Below are 16,255 nucleotides of genomic sequence, written 5' to 3' on the forward strand. Positions count from 1 at the left end.
ACATCGACCTGAAAGACCGGGTCGTTTATGGATTCACAGCTGAGCTTTCAGGTCGGTGAACCTCTCCAATATCCCCCAATCGGTCCCCTCTCCCTCTGGGAGAGGGCTAGGGTGAGGGCAATTCCAGCGCCGAAAGCCGCCCTTCAATAAACCGCCGCTCCGGCTCTTGTCGGGTCAGCTCCAAAGCGCGCAAGTAAGCCGCCCGCGCCTCCTCCACCCTGCCCAGCTGCCGACAAAACTCCGCCCGCGCCGAATGCGCCAAGTGGTAATCCTGCAACTCCCCTCGCACCAAAATCCCTTCAATCAGATTCAACCCTGCCAGCGCCCCATCACGCTTGGCCACCGCCACCGCCCGGTTCAACTCGATCACCGGCGAAGGCACCGCGCGCAACAGCACGTCATACAAGCCGACGATCTGTTCCCAATCGGTTTCTGCCGCCGTCGGCGCCTCGGCATGCACTGCGGCAATCGCCGCTTGCAGGCAATAGGGCCCAAATCGCCGCGTGGTCAGCGCACGCTCAACCAGCGCACAGCCTTCGGCGATCAATTCGCTATTCCACAATGAGCGATCCTGATCATCCAGCAGCACCAATTCACCACTCGGCGAAGTGCGCGCCGAGCGTCGCGATTCGTGCAACAGCATCATCGCCAACAGCCCCATCACCTCCGGCTCTGGCAGCAACTCCATCAACAACCGCCCCAGCCTGATCGCCTCACGGGTCAGATCTTCACGGGTCAACTCAGCCCCGCCCGACGCCGAATACCCCTCGTTGAACACCAGATAAATCACCCGCAACACACTGTCGAGGCGCTCGGGCAATTCGCTCAGGCTAGGTACTTGATAAGGGATTTTCGCGTCACGGATCTTGGCTTTCGCCCGCACTATGCGTTGAGCAATCGCCGCCGGCGCGGAGAGAAAGGCGCGGGCGATTTCCTCGGTGGTCAGGTCGCAGACTTCACGCAAGGTCAGAGGCACTTGCGAATCCGCCGCCAGTGCCGGGTGACAACAGGTGAAGATCAGTCGCAGACGATCATCTTCCACGTCTTCACCGCTCCAGTCGGCCTGCTCGAGTTCTTCCAACTGCGCCAACAACAATGGCTGCGAGGCCTTGAACCGCGCGCGGCGGCGCAACACATCAATTGCCTTGAAGCGCCCGGTCGACACCAGCCAGGTGCGCGGGCTGTCCGGCACGCCGTCGCGTTGCCAGCGCTCGACCGCGACGAAGAACGCCTCATGCAAGGCCTCTTCGGCGAGGTCGAAATCGCCCAGCAGACGAATCAGCGTCGCCAGAATCCGCCGCGAGTCTTCGCGATAGACCTGCTCGACCCGCGCCCGAACCTCAGACATTCAACTGCCGCACCGGCCGCACTTCCACGCTGCCGACCCGCGCCGCCGGAATGTTGCCGGCGACCTGGATCGCTTCGTTGAGATCCTTGGCGTCGATCAGGTAGAAACCGGCCAATTGCTCTTTGGTTTCGGCAAACGGGCCATCGGTGATCGACACTTTGCCGTTACGCATGCGCACCGTGGTGGCGGTCTGCACCGACTCAAGCGCTTCGGCGGCAACCATCCGCCCACTGCCCTGAATCGACTCGGCGTAGGCCCAGCACTCGGCATCCTCCGGGCTGTCGGGCGATGAATGCAGCAGGCGTTCATCGCTGTAGACCAGGCATAAATACTTCATGGCGTTCTCCTGAATCGGACGGTTCAACTATGGCTGAAGATCAGGGGGTCACATCGAACAGCGTCGCACCGCTCATCGGATCGAACGGCGCCGACCAGTGTTCGTGGGCGATTTTCCACGCCCCGCCGATCTGCCGATAGCAGGCGGTGACGCGCATCCAGCAGCTCTGGGTTTCGCCTTTGTCATTGGTGCCGCCGCAGTTGGCCACCCAGTGGGCGAAGGCGATGTTGTCGGCGCTTTCGATGGCGATTTCATGGAACTCGAAGACGTGCGGGCCGGGGCACATTTCCATGCACTCGACCCAGTGCGCGCGGTAGGCGGGTTTGCCCTTGAATTGCAGGGCCTTGATCGCGTCGAAGGAGACGATGTCATCGGCATACAACGCCATGACTTTCTCTACGTCCTTGGTCATGACGGCTTCGCGGTAGGTGTTGATCAGGGTCTGGATTTCAGATTGTGCGCTCATGCTGTTCTCCGTGGTTTTTGTTGTGAAGACACTCTTAGTCGTTCGGCGATTGGGCAGATCGACAGAGCAAACAAAAAAATTCTACAGAAGACAAAATCGCTAGAATCCGAGGCTCATCTTTGTAGGAAAAAGGAAATTCCCGTGTCAGCCCAACTCGTGCCGTACGACAGCCTTAACGCCTTGCAGCGTGAGCAAGTCGAGGCGATTGAAATCCATGCCGAGCAGATCAAGTTCTCTGGCGATATCCACGGCGCTTTGCACACGCTGCTGTCGAAACCCGGCCCCGGCGTGAAAGGTTTTGCGCTGTTGGCGGATGACGTGCCGGTGGCGTTTCTGCTGCTCAAGCGCCCGCCGGTGTTGCCCGCTTGGGCCAATGAGCACAGCGCCACCTTGCATGCGTTGCAGGTCGATCGCCGCGCGCAGGGCAAGGGTTACGGCAAGGCCTGTCTGCAAGCGTTGCCCGAAGTCGCGCGTCAGGCCTGGCCGGAGATCAAGGGGCTGGAATTGTCGGTGGACGCGGACAACGACGCAGCCATCGCGCTGTACGCCAAGCACGGCTACGTCGACAGCGGCGAAGCGTACAAGGGCCGGATCGGTTACGAACGGCGCATGGGCCTGGTTTTCTAAGTCATCGAGGGATGCACGATGATCGATTCAATCGAAGCGCTGGAAGCGATTTACGGATTGCCGCATGAACGGGCGGTGCGCAAGCAGATCGGTTTTCTCAACGAGGATTATCAGGCGATGGTGCGGGTTTCGCCGCTGGTGATTGTCAGCTCGGTGGGGACCGATGGCCTCGATAACTCGCCGCGCGGTGATGCGCCGGGGTTTGTGCGGATCATTGACCAAAACACCTTGGCCTTACCGGACCGTCCGGGTAACAACCGCATCGATACCTTGCGCAATGTACTGCACGATTCGCGTGTGTCGTTGCTGTTCATCATTCCGGGGATTGGCGAGACGTTGCGGGTCAATGGCACGGCGATGATCAGCGCTGAGCCGGCTCTGCTGGAAAGCTTTGCGGTGAATGGCAAACCGGCGAAGACGGTGTTGCTGGTGACGGTGGAGGCGGCGTTTTTTCATTGTTCAAAAGCGTTTGTACGCTCGGATGCTTGGAATCCTGAAACGCATCTGCCGCGCTCAGCTCTGCCCTCTGCCGGCGCCTTCCACAAACGCCTGAATGATGGCGAGTTCGACGCCGAGACCTACGACCGTGAAGCGCCTAAACGGGTAACCGACACCCTCTACTGATACAACACGATCCCCTGTAGGAGCTGCCGAAGGCTGCGATCTTTTGACCTTGCTGTTAAAAAATCAAGATCAAAAGATCGCAGCCTTCGGCAGCTCCTACAGTGGAGATCGGGCTGGGGTCAGAGAGTCAGGATCATCTCGTGCCACGCCATGCCGCCGTGATCGGACTCCGACGGTTTGATGTAGGCAAACCCAAACCCGGCATACAGCGGGATGTGCTTCTCCTTGCACATCAGATGAATCGTCGCTTTATCCATCCCGCGCATGCGCTCGATGAACTCGCCCATCAAGCGCTTGGCCAATCCCTGCCCCTGATAATCCGGGTGCACCACCACCGACATGATCACCACGTTCGGGCCTTTCGGGTCATGGCCGATCAACTCTTTGAAGGCCTCGTCCGACATCTGCACGTCAAACGCCGCGCCGGAGTTGACGAAACCCGCCACCACGCCATCTACCTCGGCGACGATAAAACCCTCTGGCCAAGTGGCAATGCGCGTGGCGATCTTCTCGCGGGTCGCCGCTTCGTCGCCTTCGTAGGCAACGGTTTCGATGGCGTAGCAGCGATCCAGGTCGGCGGCGGTGACGTTGCGAATGACGGTGTTCATGGCAGCTCGGAAATCAGCAGAAGAAAGTGCCGAAAGCATAAAGGAATAAGGCCTGCATATCGATGCGCACGGGCGGCGTAAAGCCTGCGTATAAGTGCTTTTCTTCGTGTTCGCGGCGGGCTATTTCTCAGGTGTGTCTCTGATCACCCTTGGGGGAAACCGTTTATGAGCAGCGTTGAAATCGGCCTGTTGATGGTGTTGGGCATCAGTACGTTCGGCTTTATCACCTTGGGCATCGACCTGTTGCGGGCGCGACGTAAACAGCGTTGAAAGCCTGAGGCGGATCATTGATCCGCCTCACTGCTGCGGGCTCAGGCCTTGGTATCGACCGGCACGCAGATTTCCAGCTTGCCGGTGTGCAGCTTCGGATTGAAATCGGCGCTGTAGCGCTCCAGTTCCGGGGCGTTGAGCTCCACGTAATGAGAGCTCGGCAACCAGGTCTTGTAGATGTATTGCAGGGTTTGCGGCAACTGATCGAGCGGTCCCTTGTGCTCAAACACCGCGTACTGCCGTGGCAGCACTTCCACCCACTGATAAACCTTCTGGTCGAGGTCATCGAGCTTGCTGATTTCCACCCCGGCGATGTAATCGAAGCCGCCCTTGCCATCGAAGTTGCTGCAGACCCCGTAGGTCACTTCGTTCTTTTGCCCCTGGATCTTTCCCAGATGCGGCAAGAACTTTTCCCACAACGCCGGAATGTCTTTTGCGCTGTCCTGGGTAAAACGACCGCGAAAGCCTGCAATCAGCAGGAAGTGTCCATGTTCGAAGCGAGGTTCAGCCACTTCGACGCGTTTTTGCTCATCCATGACTCGACTCCTGGAACAAAAAAGGGGGTTCGGCTGGGAGTATAGAAAGCCGAATCCAATTCGCACGTTTACAGCGAGTGCAACTGCTCGACGGCGCCCGAACCGACAAATTCGTTGTAGCCGGATACGATCACGTAGACCGCGAAATAGCAGAAGATCGCTGCAGATGCCATATAGGAGTAGCGCAATAGCTTGTCGCCCAGCAACTTGCCACCGTGACTCGCCGCGAAGCACAAACCGGCCGACCACAGTAGCCCGGCGCAGAGGAAACCACCGAGGAACAGCGCCGAACTCAGCGGGCCACCGCCACCGGAACGCGCGATCAAGGTGCCGCCGACCGCCGCAAACCAGAGAATCGCGCTTGGCGATGACATAGCGAGAAATATCCCCCGGAAGAACTCCTTGCGATGGGAGTTCTGCCCCACTTCCGCCGTCTCGGCCAGCAGCGCCTCGTGATGGATTGCCGAGTGAATCATCTTCGCCGCAAAGTAGATCAGCAGCGCCGAACCGCCGATCCATAGCACCCAGCGCACGGTTTCGTACTGCAGCAGAACCGTCATCCCGGCCAACGCCAGCACCGCATAAATCAGGTCACCGACACAGGTGCCGAGGCCCAGCGCGAAGCCTTGAAAGTAACCACGCTGCATCGCCAGCGTGATCATGGCGATGTTGGCCACGCCGATATCCAGGCACAGCGAAAGGCTCAGCAAGAAGCCGCTGGTGAATTCCATCTACCGATTTCCTTGGAACAAAATTGTTTACAAACGGGCTGGACAGTATGCCATCACTGACCTTATCTTCCGCCACAGGTCACCGCAGTGACCAGCGTCGCTCGGACGGTTCCGGGCGCTTACGTTATCCGAGGCAACAATGGCTGAACAAGGTTCGCCGCGCCGCTTTGCGCGCATAGATCGACTCCCCCCTTACGTTTTCAACATCACCGCCGAGCTGAAGATGGCCGCGCGTCGTCGTGGTGAAGACATCATCGACTTGAGCATGGGCAACCCCGACGGGGCCACGCCGCCGCACATTGTCGAGAAACTCGTACAAGTTGCGCAACGCGAAGACACCCATGGTTACTCGACGTCCAAGGGCATTCCGCGCCTGCGCCGGGCGATTTCCAACTGGTACAAGCAGCGCTACGAGGTCGATATCGACCCGGAAAGCGAGGCGATTGTCACCATCGGTTCCAAGGAAGGCCTGGCGCATTTGATGCTGGCGACCCTGGATCAGGGCGATACCGTGCTGGTGCCGAACCCGAGTTACCCGATTCACATCTACGGTGCGGTGATTGCCGGCGCCCAGGTGCGTTCGGTGCCGCTGGTGCCGGGCGTGGACTTCTTCGATGAACTGGAACGGGCCATTCGCGGTTCGATCCCGAAGCCGAAAATGATGATCCTCGGCTTCCCGTCAAACCCGACTGCACAGTGCGTGGAGCTGGATTTCTTCGAACGGGTGATCGCCCTCGCCAAGCAGTACGACGTGCTGGTGATTCACGATCTGGCCTACGCCGATATCGTTTATGACGGCTGGAAAGCCCCGTCGATCATGCAGGTGCCGGGCGCCAAGGACATCGCCGTGGAGTTTTTCACCCTGTCCAAGAGCTACAACATGGCCGGCTGGCGCATCGGTTTCATGGTCGGCAACCCGGAACTGGTCAACGCCCTGGCGCGGATCAAGAGTTACCACGACTACGGCACCTTCACCCCGCTGCAAGTGGCGGCGATTGCTGCGCTGGAAGGCGATCAGCAATGCGTGCGCGACATCGCCGAGCAGTATCGCCAGCGCCGTAACGTGCTGGTCAAAGGTCTGCATGAGCTGGGCTGGATGGTCGAGAACCCGAAAGCTTCGATGTATGTCTGGGCGAAGATTCCTGAGCAGTACGCGCATCTGGGTTCGCTGGAGTTCGCCAAGAAATTGCTGGCCGAAGCCAAGGTCTGTGTTTCGCCGGGGGTGGGGTTTGGTGAGTATGGCGACGATCACGTGCGCTTTGCGCTGATCGAAAACCAGGACCGGATTCGTCAGGCTGTACGCGGGATTCGCGGGATGTTCCGGGCGGATGGCCTGACTCCAAAAACTTCCGCCTGACACTTACCCCCTGTGGGAGCGAGCCTGCTCGCGAAGGCGTCGTGTCAGCTACATCAATGCTGACTGACCCACCGCTTTCGCGAGCAAGCTCGCTCCCACATTGGTTTTGTGTGTAGCGAAAAAAATCATCACCCACAAAAAAACCGCATCGCTGCGGTTTTTTTGTGTCTGCAAGAAGCTGTTTAAACGAACAGCGACAACAGCAGGATAAAGCCCAACGCAACCACCGAGAGGATGGTTTCCATCGCCGTCCAGGTCTTGAACGTCTCGGCCACGGTCATGTTGAAGTACTGCTTCACCAGCCAGAAACCGGCGTCATTCACGTGCGACAGAATCAACGAACCGGCACCCGTAGCGAGTACCAACAGCTCACGGTTAACGCCCGGGATCATCCCGACTACCGGCACCACAATGCCCGCGCCAGTGATGGTCGCGACCGTCGCCGAACCGGTCGCGATACGGATCACCGCCGCCACCAGCCACGCCAGCAGGATCGGCGAAATCTGCGCGCTGACCGCCATGTGGCCGATCACATCGCCCACGCCGCTGGTGACCAGCATCTGCTTGAAGCCACCACCAGCACCGATGATCAGAATGATCGCGGCGGTTGGCGCCAGGCTTGCATCGAGCCACTTGAGCATTTGCTGGGAACCGATGCCCTGCTTGTGCCCGAAGGTGTACAGCGACAGCAGCAACGCCAGCAGCAGTGCCGAGATCGGGTGACCGATCATGTCCATCCAGGTGCGGAAGAAGTGACCGTCCGGCAGCGCCACGTCAGCGAAAGTTTTCAGCAGCATCAGGAACACCGGCAGCAGCACGGTGATCAGGGTGATGCTGAAGCTCGGCAGCGTAGTCGAGTCGTCATTTTCGCGGGCCAGTTGATCGACCAGTTCCTGATTCGGGTGACCCGGAATGTGCTTGGCGATGAACGTACCGAAAATCGGGCCGGCGATGATGGCGGTCGGCAGCGCAACGATCAGACCATAAAGAATGGTCTTGCCGATGTCGGCACCGAACACGCCGATGGCCAGCAGCGGGCCCGGGTGCGGTGGCACCAGACCGTGAACGGCGGACAGACCGGCAAGCAGCGGGATACCGATCTTGATGATCGACACGCCAGTGCGACGCGCAACGATGAACACCAGTGGAATCAGCAGCACGAAGCCGATTTCGAAGAACAGCGGAATGCCCACCAGGAACGCGGCGAACATCATTGCCCATTGGACTTTGTCTTTACCGAACGCCCGGATCAGGGTCTGGGCGATCTGATCCGCCCCGCCCGACTCGGCCATCATTTTGCCGAGCATGGTGCCCAGCGCAAGGATGATGCCGACAAAACCAAGCACGCCACCGAAGCCGTCCTGGAACGCCTTGATGATGGTGCCGATCGGCATGCCGGAGGTCAGGCCGAGGAACGCGGCGGCGATGGTCAGGGAAATGAACGGGTGAATCTTGAATTTGGTGATCAGGATAATCAGGCCGATTACCGTGACCACTGCATCGAGCAGCAGGAACGTCTCATGGGACATGCCAAACATTGGGGGTGTCTCCTGGATTGTTGTTGTTATTAAAGCGGGTTAAACAGAAGTCGGGAGGACAGCGCTATCTCTTTCAACACACTCATACCGCCTGCTTCAGACCGTGGGCCTGCCACCAGACGTGAGCCTGGGACGCCAGTTCTTCAACGCTGTGGACCGAAGCATTCAACGCCAGGGTCAACGGTTCGCCCTTGGGCGACTCGAGGGTGGCGAACTGGCTTTCGATCAACGTGGCCGGCATGAAGTGGCCCGGACGATGGGACACACGTTCAGCGGCAACTTCAGGGGTCAATTCAAGAAACACGAAACCCAGGCCCGGCAAGGCACTGCGCAACACTTCGCGATAACTGTGTTTAAGGGCTGAGCAGGTCAGCACCGGGCGTTTGCCCAGCGCGTCGACGCGACGCAGTTCATCGCACAGGCTGTCGAGCCAGCCAGCACGGTCGTCGTCGTTCAGGGGGATCCCCGCGCTCATCTTTTCGATGTTCGCGGCCGGATGGAAAGTATCGCCTTCAATGGCAGTGGCGCCGCTCAATTGGCACAGGGCCTCGCTGACGCACGTCTTGCCGCAACCGGCAACGCCCATGATGACCAGGGCGGTGATGGGATGACTCATATAACACCTCAGCGCGCAGACAGCGCTACCTTTGCTAGCTATGACTCTAGTGCACAGGCAGAAGTTGCCGACGCCTTCTTGTCGTTTTTTTGGGTTGCAGCAGGTTTGTTCCCAACACCAAAAAGCGAAGATCAGGCAGGACCTCGCTTACGCATTTACAGCTGCATCAGGACAGCGCTACCTTAGTGCCTTGATTTTTGTTTGGCAAGCCGTCGATGACCACCCCTAAAAACGATAAAAATACCCGCACCACCGGCCGTCCCACCCTGAATGAAGTTGCCCGCCTGGCCGGTGTCAGCCCGATTACCGCCTCCCGCGCCTTGCGTGGGGTCAGCACGGTCGCCACGGAACTGGTGGAAAAAGTGCAGAAAGCAGCCAGTGAACTCAACTACGTAGTGAACCCTGCTGCCCGTGCGTTGGCCTCGGCGCAGAGCCATTCTGTAGTCGTCTTAGTGCCTTCGCTGTCCAACCTTCTGTTCATCGATACGCTGGAAGCCATTCATCGGGTGCTCACGCCCAAAGGCTTTGAAGTGCTGATCGGCAACTTCCACTACTCGCGCGATGAAGAAGAAAACCTGCTGCGCAACTACATGGCCTATCAGCCGCGCGGTTTCTTGCTGACCGGGTTTGACCGCACGGAAAGTTCGCGGCGAATGATCGAGGCGAGCAACATTCCCTGCGTGTACATGATGGAACTGGACAGCGCTGCCGGGGTGAATTGCGTCGGCTTCTCGCAGCTCAGTGCCGGTGAAACGGCGGCCGAACATTTGCTTTCTCGCGGACGCAAGCGTCTGGCTTACATTGGCGCGCAACTCGATCAGCGCACCTTGTTGCGCGGTGAAGGTTTTCGCAAAGCGTTGCAGAAGGCTGGCCGTTACGACCCGGATCTGGAAGTGTTGACGCCGCGTGCTTCGTCGGTGGGCCTGGGTGGGGAATTGTTTTTGCAGTTACTCGCCGCGCATCCGGATGTTGATGCGATCTTCTTTGGTAACGACGATTTGGCGCAGGGCGCATTACTGGAAGCGTTGCGCCACGGCATCAAGATTCCCGAGCAGGTGGCGATTCTCGGTTTCAACGACTTGCCGATGTCCGAGCACATGGTGCCGCGCCTGAGCAGCATCAACACCCCGCGTGAAGCGATTGGCCGCCGCGCGGCGGAGCAGATGCTGACGTTGATGGCGGGTAACAGCGTGGCGCGTCCTGTTGAAGACATGGGCTTTGAACTGAAGATTCGCGAAAGTACCTGAAAATGTCGCGATCCCCTGTAGGAGCTGCCGAAGGCTGCGATCTTTTGATTTTGCTCTTGAAAACAAGATCAAAAGATCGCAGCCTTCGGCAGCTCCTACAGTTTTATGTGGTGCTCACAAATGCTGAGTTGAAACACAATCCCTGTGGGAGCGAGCTTGCTCGCGAAAGCGGTGGTTCAGATAAACCTGTGTCGTCTGACACACCGCTTTCGCGAGCAAGCTCGCTCCCACATTGGATCTCCACTGTTTCTAGTGGCTGAGCAGGTCGACGAGGACCAGTGCGCCCTTCTGCAATGGCTGGCTCTTGAGCCACACCGCATGCACCGGCATCACCAGACCGTTTTCGATATTGCGAAAATTCAGCCGTTTCAGCCGTCCGCTGTCCAGCCGCGACTGCACCACCGACAACGGAAAATTGCCCCAGCCCAATCCCGCCTCGACCATTTCCATCGCCGTCTCAAGGCTGTCGGTGCGCCAATACGACTCTGCCACCAACGGCCGCGTTTCACTGATCGGCAAGTCGCGACTGGCGACGATGATCTGCCGCACATGTACCAGATCCTCGAGAAACACATCCTGGCCCTGCAACAACGGACTGTCCGCCGCTAGCGTGGCGATCATCCGTTCGCTGCCGACAAACTGAAAACGCTCCAGCACATTCATGCTCAGCCCGGCGAAGGCCAGGCACACGCTGACCCGGCCGCTGTGCAGCATCGCCAGCACGTCATCCTGCGGTGCGGTCAGCACTTCGATATCGAGCAGCGGATGGCGCTCGGCGATCACCTTGATCGCCGCCAGCAAACGGCGCCGGTCGATGTCCGCGACTACGCCAATCGACAACTTGCTCTCCAGCCCCAGCGACAACTCCACGGCATGCACTTGCAACTGCTTGAGCTGCTCGGCAATCAGTCGCGCATGGGGCACCAGCGACAGTGCCATCGCCGTCGGTTGCGGTTCCCGATGGCTGCGGTCAAACAGCAGATAACCCAGCTCAGCCTCAAGGTTGCCGATACCCATGCTCACGGCCGATGGGACCTTGCCCAACGCGCGAGCCGCCGCTGAAAACGAGCCGCGCTCAATCACCGCAAGAAACAGCTCAATGCTGTCGCTGTTGAAATTCACTTTGCACACCTATCAATATAACTGAAAGTAGCTGACTTTTTCTGTCAGCCCCATTGAAGCTATCTTTCGCCCCCTTCGCCAGTCCCGCTGGCCAACAAATGGCAAGAAAGAGGCAAATCCCCATGCAAGGCGTCAAACGCAAACTGGTCTATGTGTCGCTCTATGAAGTGATCGGCATGACCTTCTCCGCCCTTGGCCTCGCGCTGTTGTCCGGCACTTCGCCGGGTAGCACCGGGCCATTGGCGGTGATCATCACCACCATCGCCGTCACCTGGAATTTCATTTACACCTCGATGTTCGAGCACTGGGAAAGCCGCCAGCAATCACGCACCCGTACGGTAAAACGACGAATCGCTCACGCGGTCGGCTTTCAACTGACGCTGATCGTATTCCTGATTCCGTTGATTGCCTGGTGGATGAACATCAGCCTGATACAGGCGTTTCTGCTGGATCTGGCGTTGATCATTTTCATCCCCTGCTACACGTTTGCCTTCAATTGGCTGTTTGACCGGATCTTCGGGTTGCCTGCCTCGGCGCTACCGGATTCGGCGGCCGCGGCATAAATCGTTAATTCGTAAGCAGATATTGCGAGAAATCAGCGGTTTACCCGGTTAAACCGCCGATATTCACAATCCGTTAACTCCGATAGCAGGCTAAGATTTTCCATCAATAAAAAATGGATCAGCCCATGACTGCTCACGCCCCCGCCGCCGCGCCACGCGACGGCATCGACCCGATACGCGCCGCACAGGTGTCCGCCCGCATCGATCGCCTTCCGGCGGTCGCGACGATCTGGCGCTTGGTGGCGCTGCTGTCGATCGGTGGTTTCTTCGAACTCTACGATCTGTTCCAGACCGCCTACATCAGCCCCGGGCTGATCCGCGATGGCATTTTTGCCACCGGTAATCAGGGCGTGTTCGGTTTCTCCGATCAAGCGGCGTTTGCTTCGGCGACGTTCCTCGGCCTGTTCCTCGGCGCCAGCCTGCTCAGTCCGTTGGCGGATCGGTTTGGCCGCCGTGCGATCTTCACCTTCGCCTTGGTCTGGTACACGCTGGCGACGGTGTTGATGGGCATTCAGAGTTCGGCGCTGGGCATCATTTGCATGCGCTTTCTGGTCGGCATCGGCTTGGGTATCGAACTGGTAACTATCGACGCCTACCTCTCGGAACTGGTGCCCAAGCGCATGCGCAGCTCGGCGTTTGCCTTCGCGTTTTTCGTGCAGTTTTTGTCGGTACCGGCGGTGGCGTTGATGTCGTGGTGGCTGGTGCCGCAAGCGCCGTTCGGCGTGTCCGGCTGGCGCTGGGTGGTGTTGGCCAGCGCGGTGTTTGCGCTGTTCATCTGGTGGTTGCGCAAACGCCTGCCGGAGTCGCCGCGCTGGTTGGCGCAGCATGGCCGCTTTGATGAAGCCAACCGGATTCTCGATGGCATCGAAGCGCGCTGCGAGAAGGATCACGGTAAACCGTTGGATACGCCGGAAACTGTACCCGTCGACGTCGAAGGCAAGGGCCGTTTTGCTGATATCTGGCAGCCGCCGTACCGTCGTCGCGCGTTGATGCTGATTGTCTTCCACATTTTCCAGGCCATCGGTTTCTTCGGTTTCGGCAACTGGCTGCCGGCGCTGCTCTCCGGCCAAGGTGTCAGCGTCACCCACAGTTTGATGTACGCGTTCATCATCACCCTCGCCTACCCACTCGGGCCGTTGCTGTTCGTGAAATTCGCCAACCGCTTCGAGAACAAATGGCAGATCGTCGGGTCGGCCCTCGGCGCGATGACCTTCGGCACCTTGTTCGCCCTGCAAACCAGTGCGTTCGGGCTGATCTTCTGCGGGGTCATGATCACCTTCTGCAACGCCTGGCTCAGCTTCAGTTATCACTCGTACCAGAGCGAACTGTTCCCGACCAACATTCGCGCCCGAGCGGTGGGTTTCTGCTATTCGTTCAGTCGTTTGTCGACGGTGTTCAGCAGCTTGCTGATCGGCCTGTTTCTCGACAACTTCGGTACGCCGGGCGTACTGGCATTCATCGTCAGCAGCATGCTGATCGTGATGCTGACCATCGGCTGGTTCGGTCCGCGCACGCGCAATCTGTCGCTGGAGAATATTGCGCATCGCTGAGAGGCAACGGTCATCCTCTGCCGCTTATAGGCAAGGGATGACCGCCACGAACACCTGACTGACAAGCAAATTGTTGAAATAACAGGATTTATTCAGAAGGCACGGTAATTGCTCCTCTACGCGAGTCAGCAATTACCTACAGGCCTACACATCATGTTGATCAGTGCCAAACAACAGCAAATCATTCACCTGCCCAAAGCGCTGAATGACGATGCGACGTCCACCGCTGCGGCCGGTCTGCAAGGTGGCCTGCACGGCGCCATGCTGCAAACCCTGCAAAACCAGACCCAGGCGCAAACCGCTGAGGCCACCGCCAAGGTGCAGGACTCGGCCACGCAGATCGCCACCCAGCAAGTCAGCGAAGCCTCGCGTATCAGCGACAACGTCGACGAAGCGTTCGCCAAGACCCGCGTGGGCCTGCAGTCGACCGACGCCACCAGCGCCTCGGCGACATCCGCCACTGACGAGTTCAAGGACTACATGAGCAAGACGCCGGAACAGCGTTTGCGCGACAGTATCCTGCAGTCCATGGGGCTGACCGAAGATGACATCAAAGCCATGCCGCCGGAGAAACAACTGGCCGTCGGCAAGGAGATCGCCGAGCGCTTGCAGGACAAGATGAAGTTGGCGCAGGCGGAGAAAGACAACGACGTGAAGGACAGTGACAAGCAGGCGGACAAGTTTCTCGCAGCGCTCTGAGACCCCGCATTCCTGGCTACCGCACGGTATGCCTGTAGGAGCTGCCGAAGGCTGCGATCTTTTGATCTTGCTTCCAACAACGAATCAAAAGATCGCAGCCTCGTTCCACTCGACAGCTCCTACAGGCCACTTTGTGGAATCAGTTCAGTTGCAGGGTTTCATTGAACTGACTGATCGCATCCACCACATGCCGTGAGCCCTGCTGAATCTCGAGGATCACCTCGCCCGCCTCGTTCGCCAGTTCCACGCCGAGCCCGGTGCGGCTCAGGCTTGATTGCATACTCGACACCGCACTCAGCGACAGGTCATGGTTCTTGCGCACCACATCGACAATTTCCAGGGTCGCCTGACTGGTGCGCGCTGCGAGGCTGCGCACCTCGTCCGCTACCACGGCAAAACCGCGCCCGTGTTCCCCGGCCCGCGCCGCTTCAATCGCAGCGTTGAGCGCCAGCAAGTTGGTCTGATCGGCAATGCCGCGAATGGTCTGAACGATTGTGCCGATGATGTCCGACTGCTTGCTCACCGCATCGATGCTGACGGCAGCTTCGTTGAGGTCGCGGGAGATGTCCTGAATAATCTGCACGGTTTGCTGCACGACCTGTGAGCCTTTTTGCGCGCAGGCATCGTTTTGTACCGAGGTGCTGTGGGCCGATTCGGCAGCGTTCTGCAAAGTGGTCATCTGATGGGTAATGTCGCTGGCGAACTTGACCACTTTGTACAGGCGGCCCTTGGCGTCGAACAATGGGTTATACGAGGCTTCCAGATAGACCATGTGCCCGGACTTGTTCTTGCGCTCGAAACGATGTGAGTGATATTCGCCGCGGTTGAGCGAGGCCCAGAATGCCTTGTACTGCGAGGATTCCGCTTCGCTGCGATGGCAGAACATGCTGTGGTGATGGCCGATGATTTCGTTGAGCGAGTACTGCATGGTCTTGAGGAAGTTGTCGTTAGCGGTAATGACATTGCCTTCCGGGGTGAACTCGATCACCGCCATCGAGCGACCAATCGCGGCCAGCATGCTCTCTTCTTCGTGTTCCTTGTTGATCCGCGCGGTGATGTCCGCCGCCACTTTGATCACACTTCTGACTTGCTTGTCCGGGCCATACACCGGCATGTAACTGGCTTCGAGCCAGACTTCCCTGCCGGCCTTGTTCAAACGCAGAAAAGTCCCGCTGATCGGTTCACCACGGGCCAGGTCACGCCACAGCTTTGCGTATTCCTCACTGCGGTAAAACACCTCTTCACAAAACACCCGATGATGTTTACCACGCACTTCATCGGCGCTGTAGCCCATGGTCTTGCAGAAATTTTCGTTGGCATCCAGAACGATGCCGTCAGGGCTGAACTCGATCATTGCCATCGAACGGCTGATCGCTTCCAGCTTGGCGTTGGCCTCGGTCAAGGCGCAGCTGAAGCGCTCGATCTGCTGCAGGTCAGCCTTGTGATGTAGGTTGAACATGGTTGTATCACCTTCCGCGCGTTCTTTTGATTTGATGAAAGTTCAGGTCTTTCAGAATCCACCACTACGTTCCATAGAACAGGCACACGCATTCCTCCACGGGAGGAAGTTGTCAGGTGATAAATGATGATCAATCGGAGAGTCCATGCAGCGACGCTCTAATCAAGACATCCTTCTCTTGATAGCCCGCACGCGGGCCAGCCCTAACGCGTTGAAGAACTTCCATGTAAGTGACGCTCCTTGTTGGTTCAGTGTCGGTGCCTCGGGTTGCGCACTCTGGCAGCATGAATTCACGGACCAACGATGTGTTCGCGCCATGTTTTGACATGACGGTCGACATAGTTAGTTACGAGAAGCATAGCCAGCGGCAAGCCTTGCGCAAGGCCACTAGTCGGCCAGTATCTGGCACTTTTTGCACAAGAAACGGTTCAGCGCGGGGAAAGTTGTTGGCGGGGCGGACGCTTTCGCGAGCAAGCTCGCTCCCACATTCGGAACGCATTCCACTGTGGGAGCGAGCCTGCTCGCGAAGGCGCCATAAGAAGCACTACAAAAACAAC

The 16,255-nt window shown here is 58.5% G+C and carries 17 protein-coding genes and 1 pseudogene; 7 read left to right on the forward strand and 11 right to left on the reverse strand.

Annotation, left to right across the window (positions count from 1 at the left end; all coding sequences use genetic code 11):
• Window positions 1–106: 106 nt before the first annotated feature.
• Genes F8N44_RS24550 through F8N44_RS24560 form a run of 3 tightly spaced genes read right to left on the reverse strand, consistent with a single transcriptional unit; the run spans window position 107 to window position 2,151 of the window.
• Window positions 107–1,348, reverse strand: a complete 1,242-nt coding sequence (locus tag F8N44_RS24550; RefSeq protein ID WP_150652108.1) for an RNA polymerase sigma factor — start codon at window positions 1,346–1,348, stop codon at window positions 107–109.
• Complete coding sequence (locus F8N44_RS24555) at window positions 1,341–1,685, reverse strand: YciI family protein (RefSeq protein ID WP_053122952.1); 345 nt, start codon at window positions 1,683–1,685, stop codon at window positions 1,341–1,343. The genes F8N44_RS24550 and F8N44_RS24555 overlap by 8 nt, the downstream gene beginning before the upstream one ends.
• 40 nt (window positions 1,686–1,725) lie before the next feature.
• Window positions 1,726–2,151 carry a YybH family protein gene (locus tag F8N44_RS24560; protein WP_150652109.1) on the reverse strand — a complete coding sequence of 142 codons (426 nt, stop codon included), beginning with the start codon at window positions 2,149–2,151 and terminating at the stop codon, window positions 1,726–1,728.
• 141 nt (window positions 2,152–2,292) lie between these two features.
• Here F8N44_RS24560 and F8N44_RS24565 point away from each other — a divergent pair, with 141 nt between their 5' ends.
• Together F8N44_RS24565 and F8N44_RS24570 are read left to right on the forward strand one after the other, a co-directional pair.
• Window positions 2,293–2,778 carry a GNAT family N-acetyltransferase gene (locus tag F8N44_RS24565; RefSeq protein WP_150652110.1) on the forward strand — a complete coding sequence of 162 codons (486 nt, stop codon included), beginning with the start codon at window positions 2,293–2,295 and terminating at the stop codon, window positions 2,776–2,778.
• 18 nt (window positions 2,779–2,796) lie between these two features.
• Window positions 2,797–3,402, forward strand: coding sequence for a pyridoxamine 5'-phosphate oxidase family protein (locus F8N44_RS24570; protein WP_150652111.1), 606 nt, complete (start codon window positions 2,797–2,799; stop codon window positions 3,400–3,402).
• Between the two features lie 119 nt (window positions 3,403–3,521).
• Here the strand turns inward: F8N44_RS24570 and F8N44_RS24575 are convergent, their stop codons facing one another.
• The 3 genes from F8N44_RS24575 to F8N44_RS24585 form a co-directional block, all read right to left on the reverse strand.
• Window positions 3,522–4,010, reverse strand: coding sequence for a GNAT family N-acetyltransferase (locus F8N44_RS24575; RefSeq protein ID WP_064389186.1), 489 nt, complete (start codon window positions 4,008–4,010; stop codon window positions 3,522–3,524).
• A 311-nt stretch (window positions 4,011–4,321) separates the two neighbouring features.
• Window positions 4,322–4,816, reverse strand: a complete 495-nt coding sequence (locus F8N44_RS24580; protein WP_150652112.1) for a GyrI-like domain-containing protein — start codon at window positions 4,814–4,816, stop codon at window positions 4,322–4,324.
• Window positions 4,817–4,884: 68 nt separating this feature from the next.
• A complete protein-coding gene (locus F8N44_RS24585) occupies window positions 4,885–5,547 on the reverse strand; it encodes a LysE family translocator (RefSeq protein ID WP_150652113.1) in 663 nt (220 codons plus the stop codon).
• Between the two features lie 139 nt (window positions 5,548–5,686).
• On the opposite strand from F8N44_RS24585, the gene alaC reads away from it, so the two are divergent.
• The gene (gene alaC, locus F8N44_RS24590) at window positions 5,687–6,904 is read left to right on the forward strand and encodes an alanine transaminase (RefSeq protein WP_150652114.1); all 1,218 of its coding nucleotides are present in this window, start codon (window positions 5,687–5,689) and stop codon (window positions 6,902–6,904) included.
• A gap of 182 nt (window positions 6,905–7,086) precedes the next feature.
• Here the strand turns inward: alaC and F8N44_RS24595 are convergent, their stop codons facing one another.
• Together F8N44_RS24595 and F8N44_RS24600 are read right to left on the reverse strand one after the other, a co-directional pair.
• Window positions 7,087–8,442, reverse strand: a complete 1,356-nt coding sequence (locus F8N44_RS24595; RefSeq protein ID WP_008082018.1) for a GntP family permease — start codon at window positions 8,440–8,442, stop codon at window positions 7,087–7,089.
• An 82-nt stretch (window positions 8,443–8,524) separates the two neighbouring features.
• Window positions 8,525–9,058, reverse strand: coding sequence for a gluconokinase (locus F8N44_RS24600; RefSeq protein ID WP_150652115.1), 534 nt, complete (start codon window positions 9,056–9,058; stop codon window positions 8,525–8,527).
• A gap of 215 nt (window positions 9,059–9,273) precedes the next feature.
• Between F8N44_RS24600 and F8N44_RS24605 the strand changes: the two genes are divergently transcribed.
• Window positions 9,274–10,305 (forward strand): LacI family DNA-binding transcriptional regulator, encoded by a 1,032-nt coding sequence (locus F8N44_RS24605; RefSeq protein WP_150652116.1) that lies wholly within the window; start codon window positions 9,274–9,276, stop codon window positions 10,303–10,305.
• A gap of 249 nt (window positions 10,306–10,554) precedes the next feature.
• Here F8N44_RS24605 and F8N44_RS24610 read toward each other — a convergent pair whose 3' ends face one another.
• On the reverse strand, window positions 10,555–11,427 hold the full coding sequence (locus tag F8N44_RS24610; RefSeq protein ID WP_150652117.1) for a LysR family transcriptional regulator: 873 nt from the start codon (window positions 11,425–11,427) through the stop codon (window positions 10,555–10,557).
• Between the two features lie 122 nt (window positions 11,428–11,549).
• On the opposite strand from F8N44_RS24610, the gene F8N44_RS24615 reads away from it, so the two are divergent.
• The 3 genes from F8N44_RS24615 to F8N44_RS24625 all read left to right on the forward strand — a co-directional run bounded on the left by F8N44_RS24615 (window position 11,550) and on the right by F8N44_RS24625 (window position 14,239).
• Window positions 11,550–11,990, forward strand: coding sequence for a PACE efflux transporter (locus F8N44_RS24615; protein ID WP_150652118.1), 441 nt, complete (start codon window positions 11,550–11,552; stop codon window positions 11,988–11,990).
• 125 nt (window positions 11,991–12,115) lie between these two features.
• Entirely contained in the window at window positions 12,116–13,540 is a 1,425-nt protein-coding gene (locus F8N44_RS24620) for an MFS transporter (protein ID WP_150652119.1), read from the forward strand.
• A 153-nt stretch (window positions 13,541–13,693) separates the two neighbouring features.
• Complete coding sequence (locus F8N44_RS24625) at window positions 13,694–14,239, forward strand: hypothetical protein (protein WP_150652120.1); 546 nt, start codon at window positions 13,694–13,696, stop codon at window positions 14,237–14,239.
• 139 nt (window positions 14,240–14,378) lie between these two features.
• On the opposite strand, the gene F8N44_RS32310 is transcribed toward F8N44_RS24625, so the two are convergent.
• Entirely contained in the window at window positions 14,379–14,918 is a 540-nt protein-coding gene (locus F8N44_RS32310) for a methyl-accepting chemotaxis protein (RefSeq protein WP_223259141.1), read from the reverse strand.
• Between the two features lie 3 nt (window positions 14,919–14,921).
• Window positions 14,922–15,698 (reverse strand): annotated as a pseudogene (locus F8N44_RS32315) (PAS domain-containing protein); the annotation flags it as partial.
• Window positions 15,699–16,255 lie beyond the last annotated feature (557 nt).

The sequence above is a fragment of the Pseudomonas fluorescens genome, from assembly GCF_902497745.1.
GTDB classification, from domain to species: Bacteria; Pseudomonadota; Gammaproteobacteria; order Pseudomonadales; family Pseudomonadaceae; genus Aquipseudomonas; species Aquipseudomonas fluorescens_BM.

Bases quoted from the DNA above. Each gene is read 5' to 3' on its own strand.
- F8N44_RS24595 (WP_008082018.1), bottom strand. From the start codon at position 8,442: ATGTTTGGCATGTCCCATGAGACGTTCCTGCTGCTCGATGCAGTGGTC.
- F8N44_RS24560 (WP_150652109.1), bottom strand. From the start codon at position 2,151: ATGAGCGCACAATCTGAAATCCAGACCCTGATCAACACCTACCGCGAA.
- F8N44_RS24625 (WP_150652120.1), top strand. From the start codon at position 13,694: ATGTTGATCAGTGCCAAACAACAGCAAATCATTCACCTGCCCAAAGCG.
- F8N44_RS24575 (WP_064389186.1), bottom strand. From the start codon at position 4,010: ATGAACACCGTCATTCGCAACGTCACCGCCGCCGACCTGGATCGCTGC.
- F8N44_RS24605 (WP_150652116.1), top strand. From the start codon at position 9,274: ATGACCACCCCTAAAAACGATAAAAATACCCGCACCACCGGCCGTCCC.
- alaC (WP_150652114.1), top strand. From the start codon at position 5,687: ATGGCTGAACAAGGTTCGCCGCGCCGCTTTGCGCGCATAGATCGACTC.
- F8N44_RS24585 (WP_150652113.1), bottom strand. From the start codon at position 5,547: ATGGAATTCACCAGCGGCTTCTTGCTGAGCCTTTCGCTGTGCCTGGAT.
- F8N44_RS24570 (WP_150652111.1), top strand. From the start codon at position 2,797: ATGATCGATTCAATCGAAGCGCTGGAAGCGATTTACGGATTGCCGCAT.
- F8N44_RS24620 (WP_150652119.1), top strand. From the start codon at position 12,116: ATGACTGCTCACGCCCCCGCCGCCGCGCCACGCGACGGCATCGACCCG.
- F8N44_RS24615 (WP_150652118.1), top strand. From the start codon at position 11,550: ATGCAAGGCGTCAAACGCAAACTGGTCTATGTGTCGCTCTATGAAGTG.
- F8N44_RS32310 (WP_223259141.1), bottom strand. From the start codon at position 14,918: ATGACCACTTTGCAGAACGCTGCCGAATCGGCCCACAGCACCTCGGTA.
- F8N44_RS24580 (WP_150652112.1), bottom strand. From the start codon at position 4,816: ATGGATGAGCAAAAACGCGTCGAAGTGGCTGAACCTCGCTTCGAACAT.
- F8N44_RS24600 (WP_150652115.1), bottom strand. From the start codon at position 9,058: ATGAGTCATCCCATCACCGCCCTGGTCATCATGGGCGTTGCCGGTTGC.
- F8N44_RS24555 (WP_053122952.1), bottom strand. From the start codon at position 1,685: ATGAAGTATTTATGCCTGGTCTACAGCGATGAACGCCTGCTGCATTCA.
- F8N44_RS24550 (WP_150652108.1), bottom strand. From the start codon at position 1,348: ATGTCTGAGGTTCGGGCGCGGGTCGAGCAGGTCTATCGCGAAGACTCG.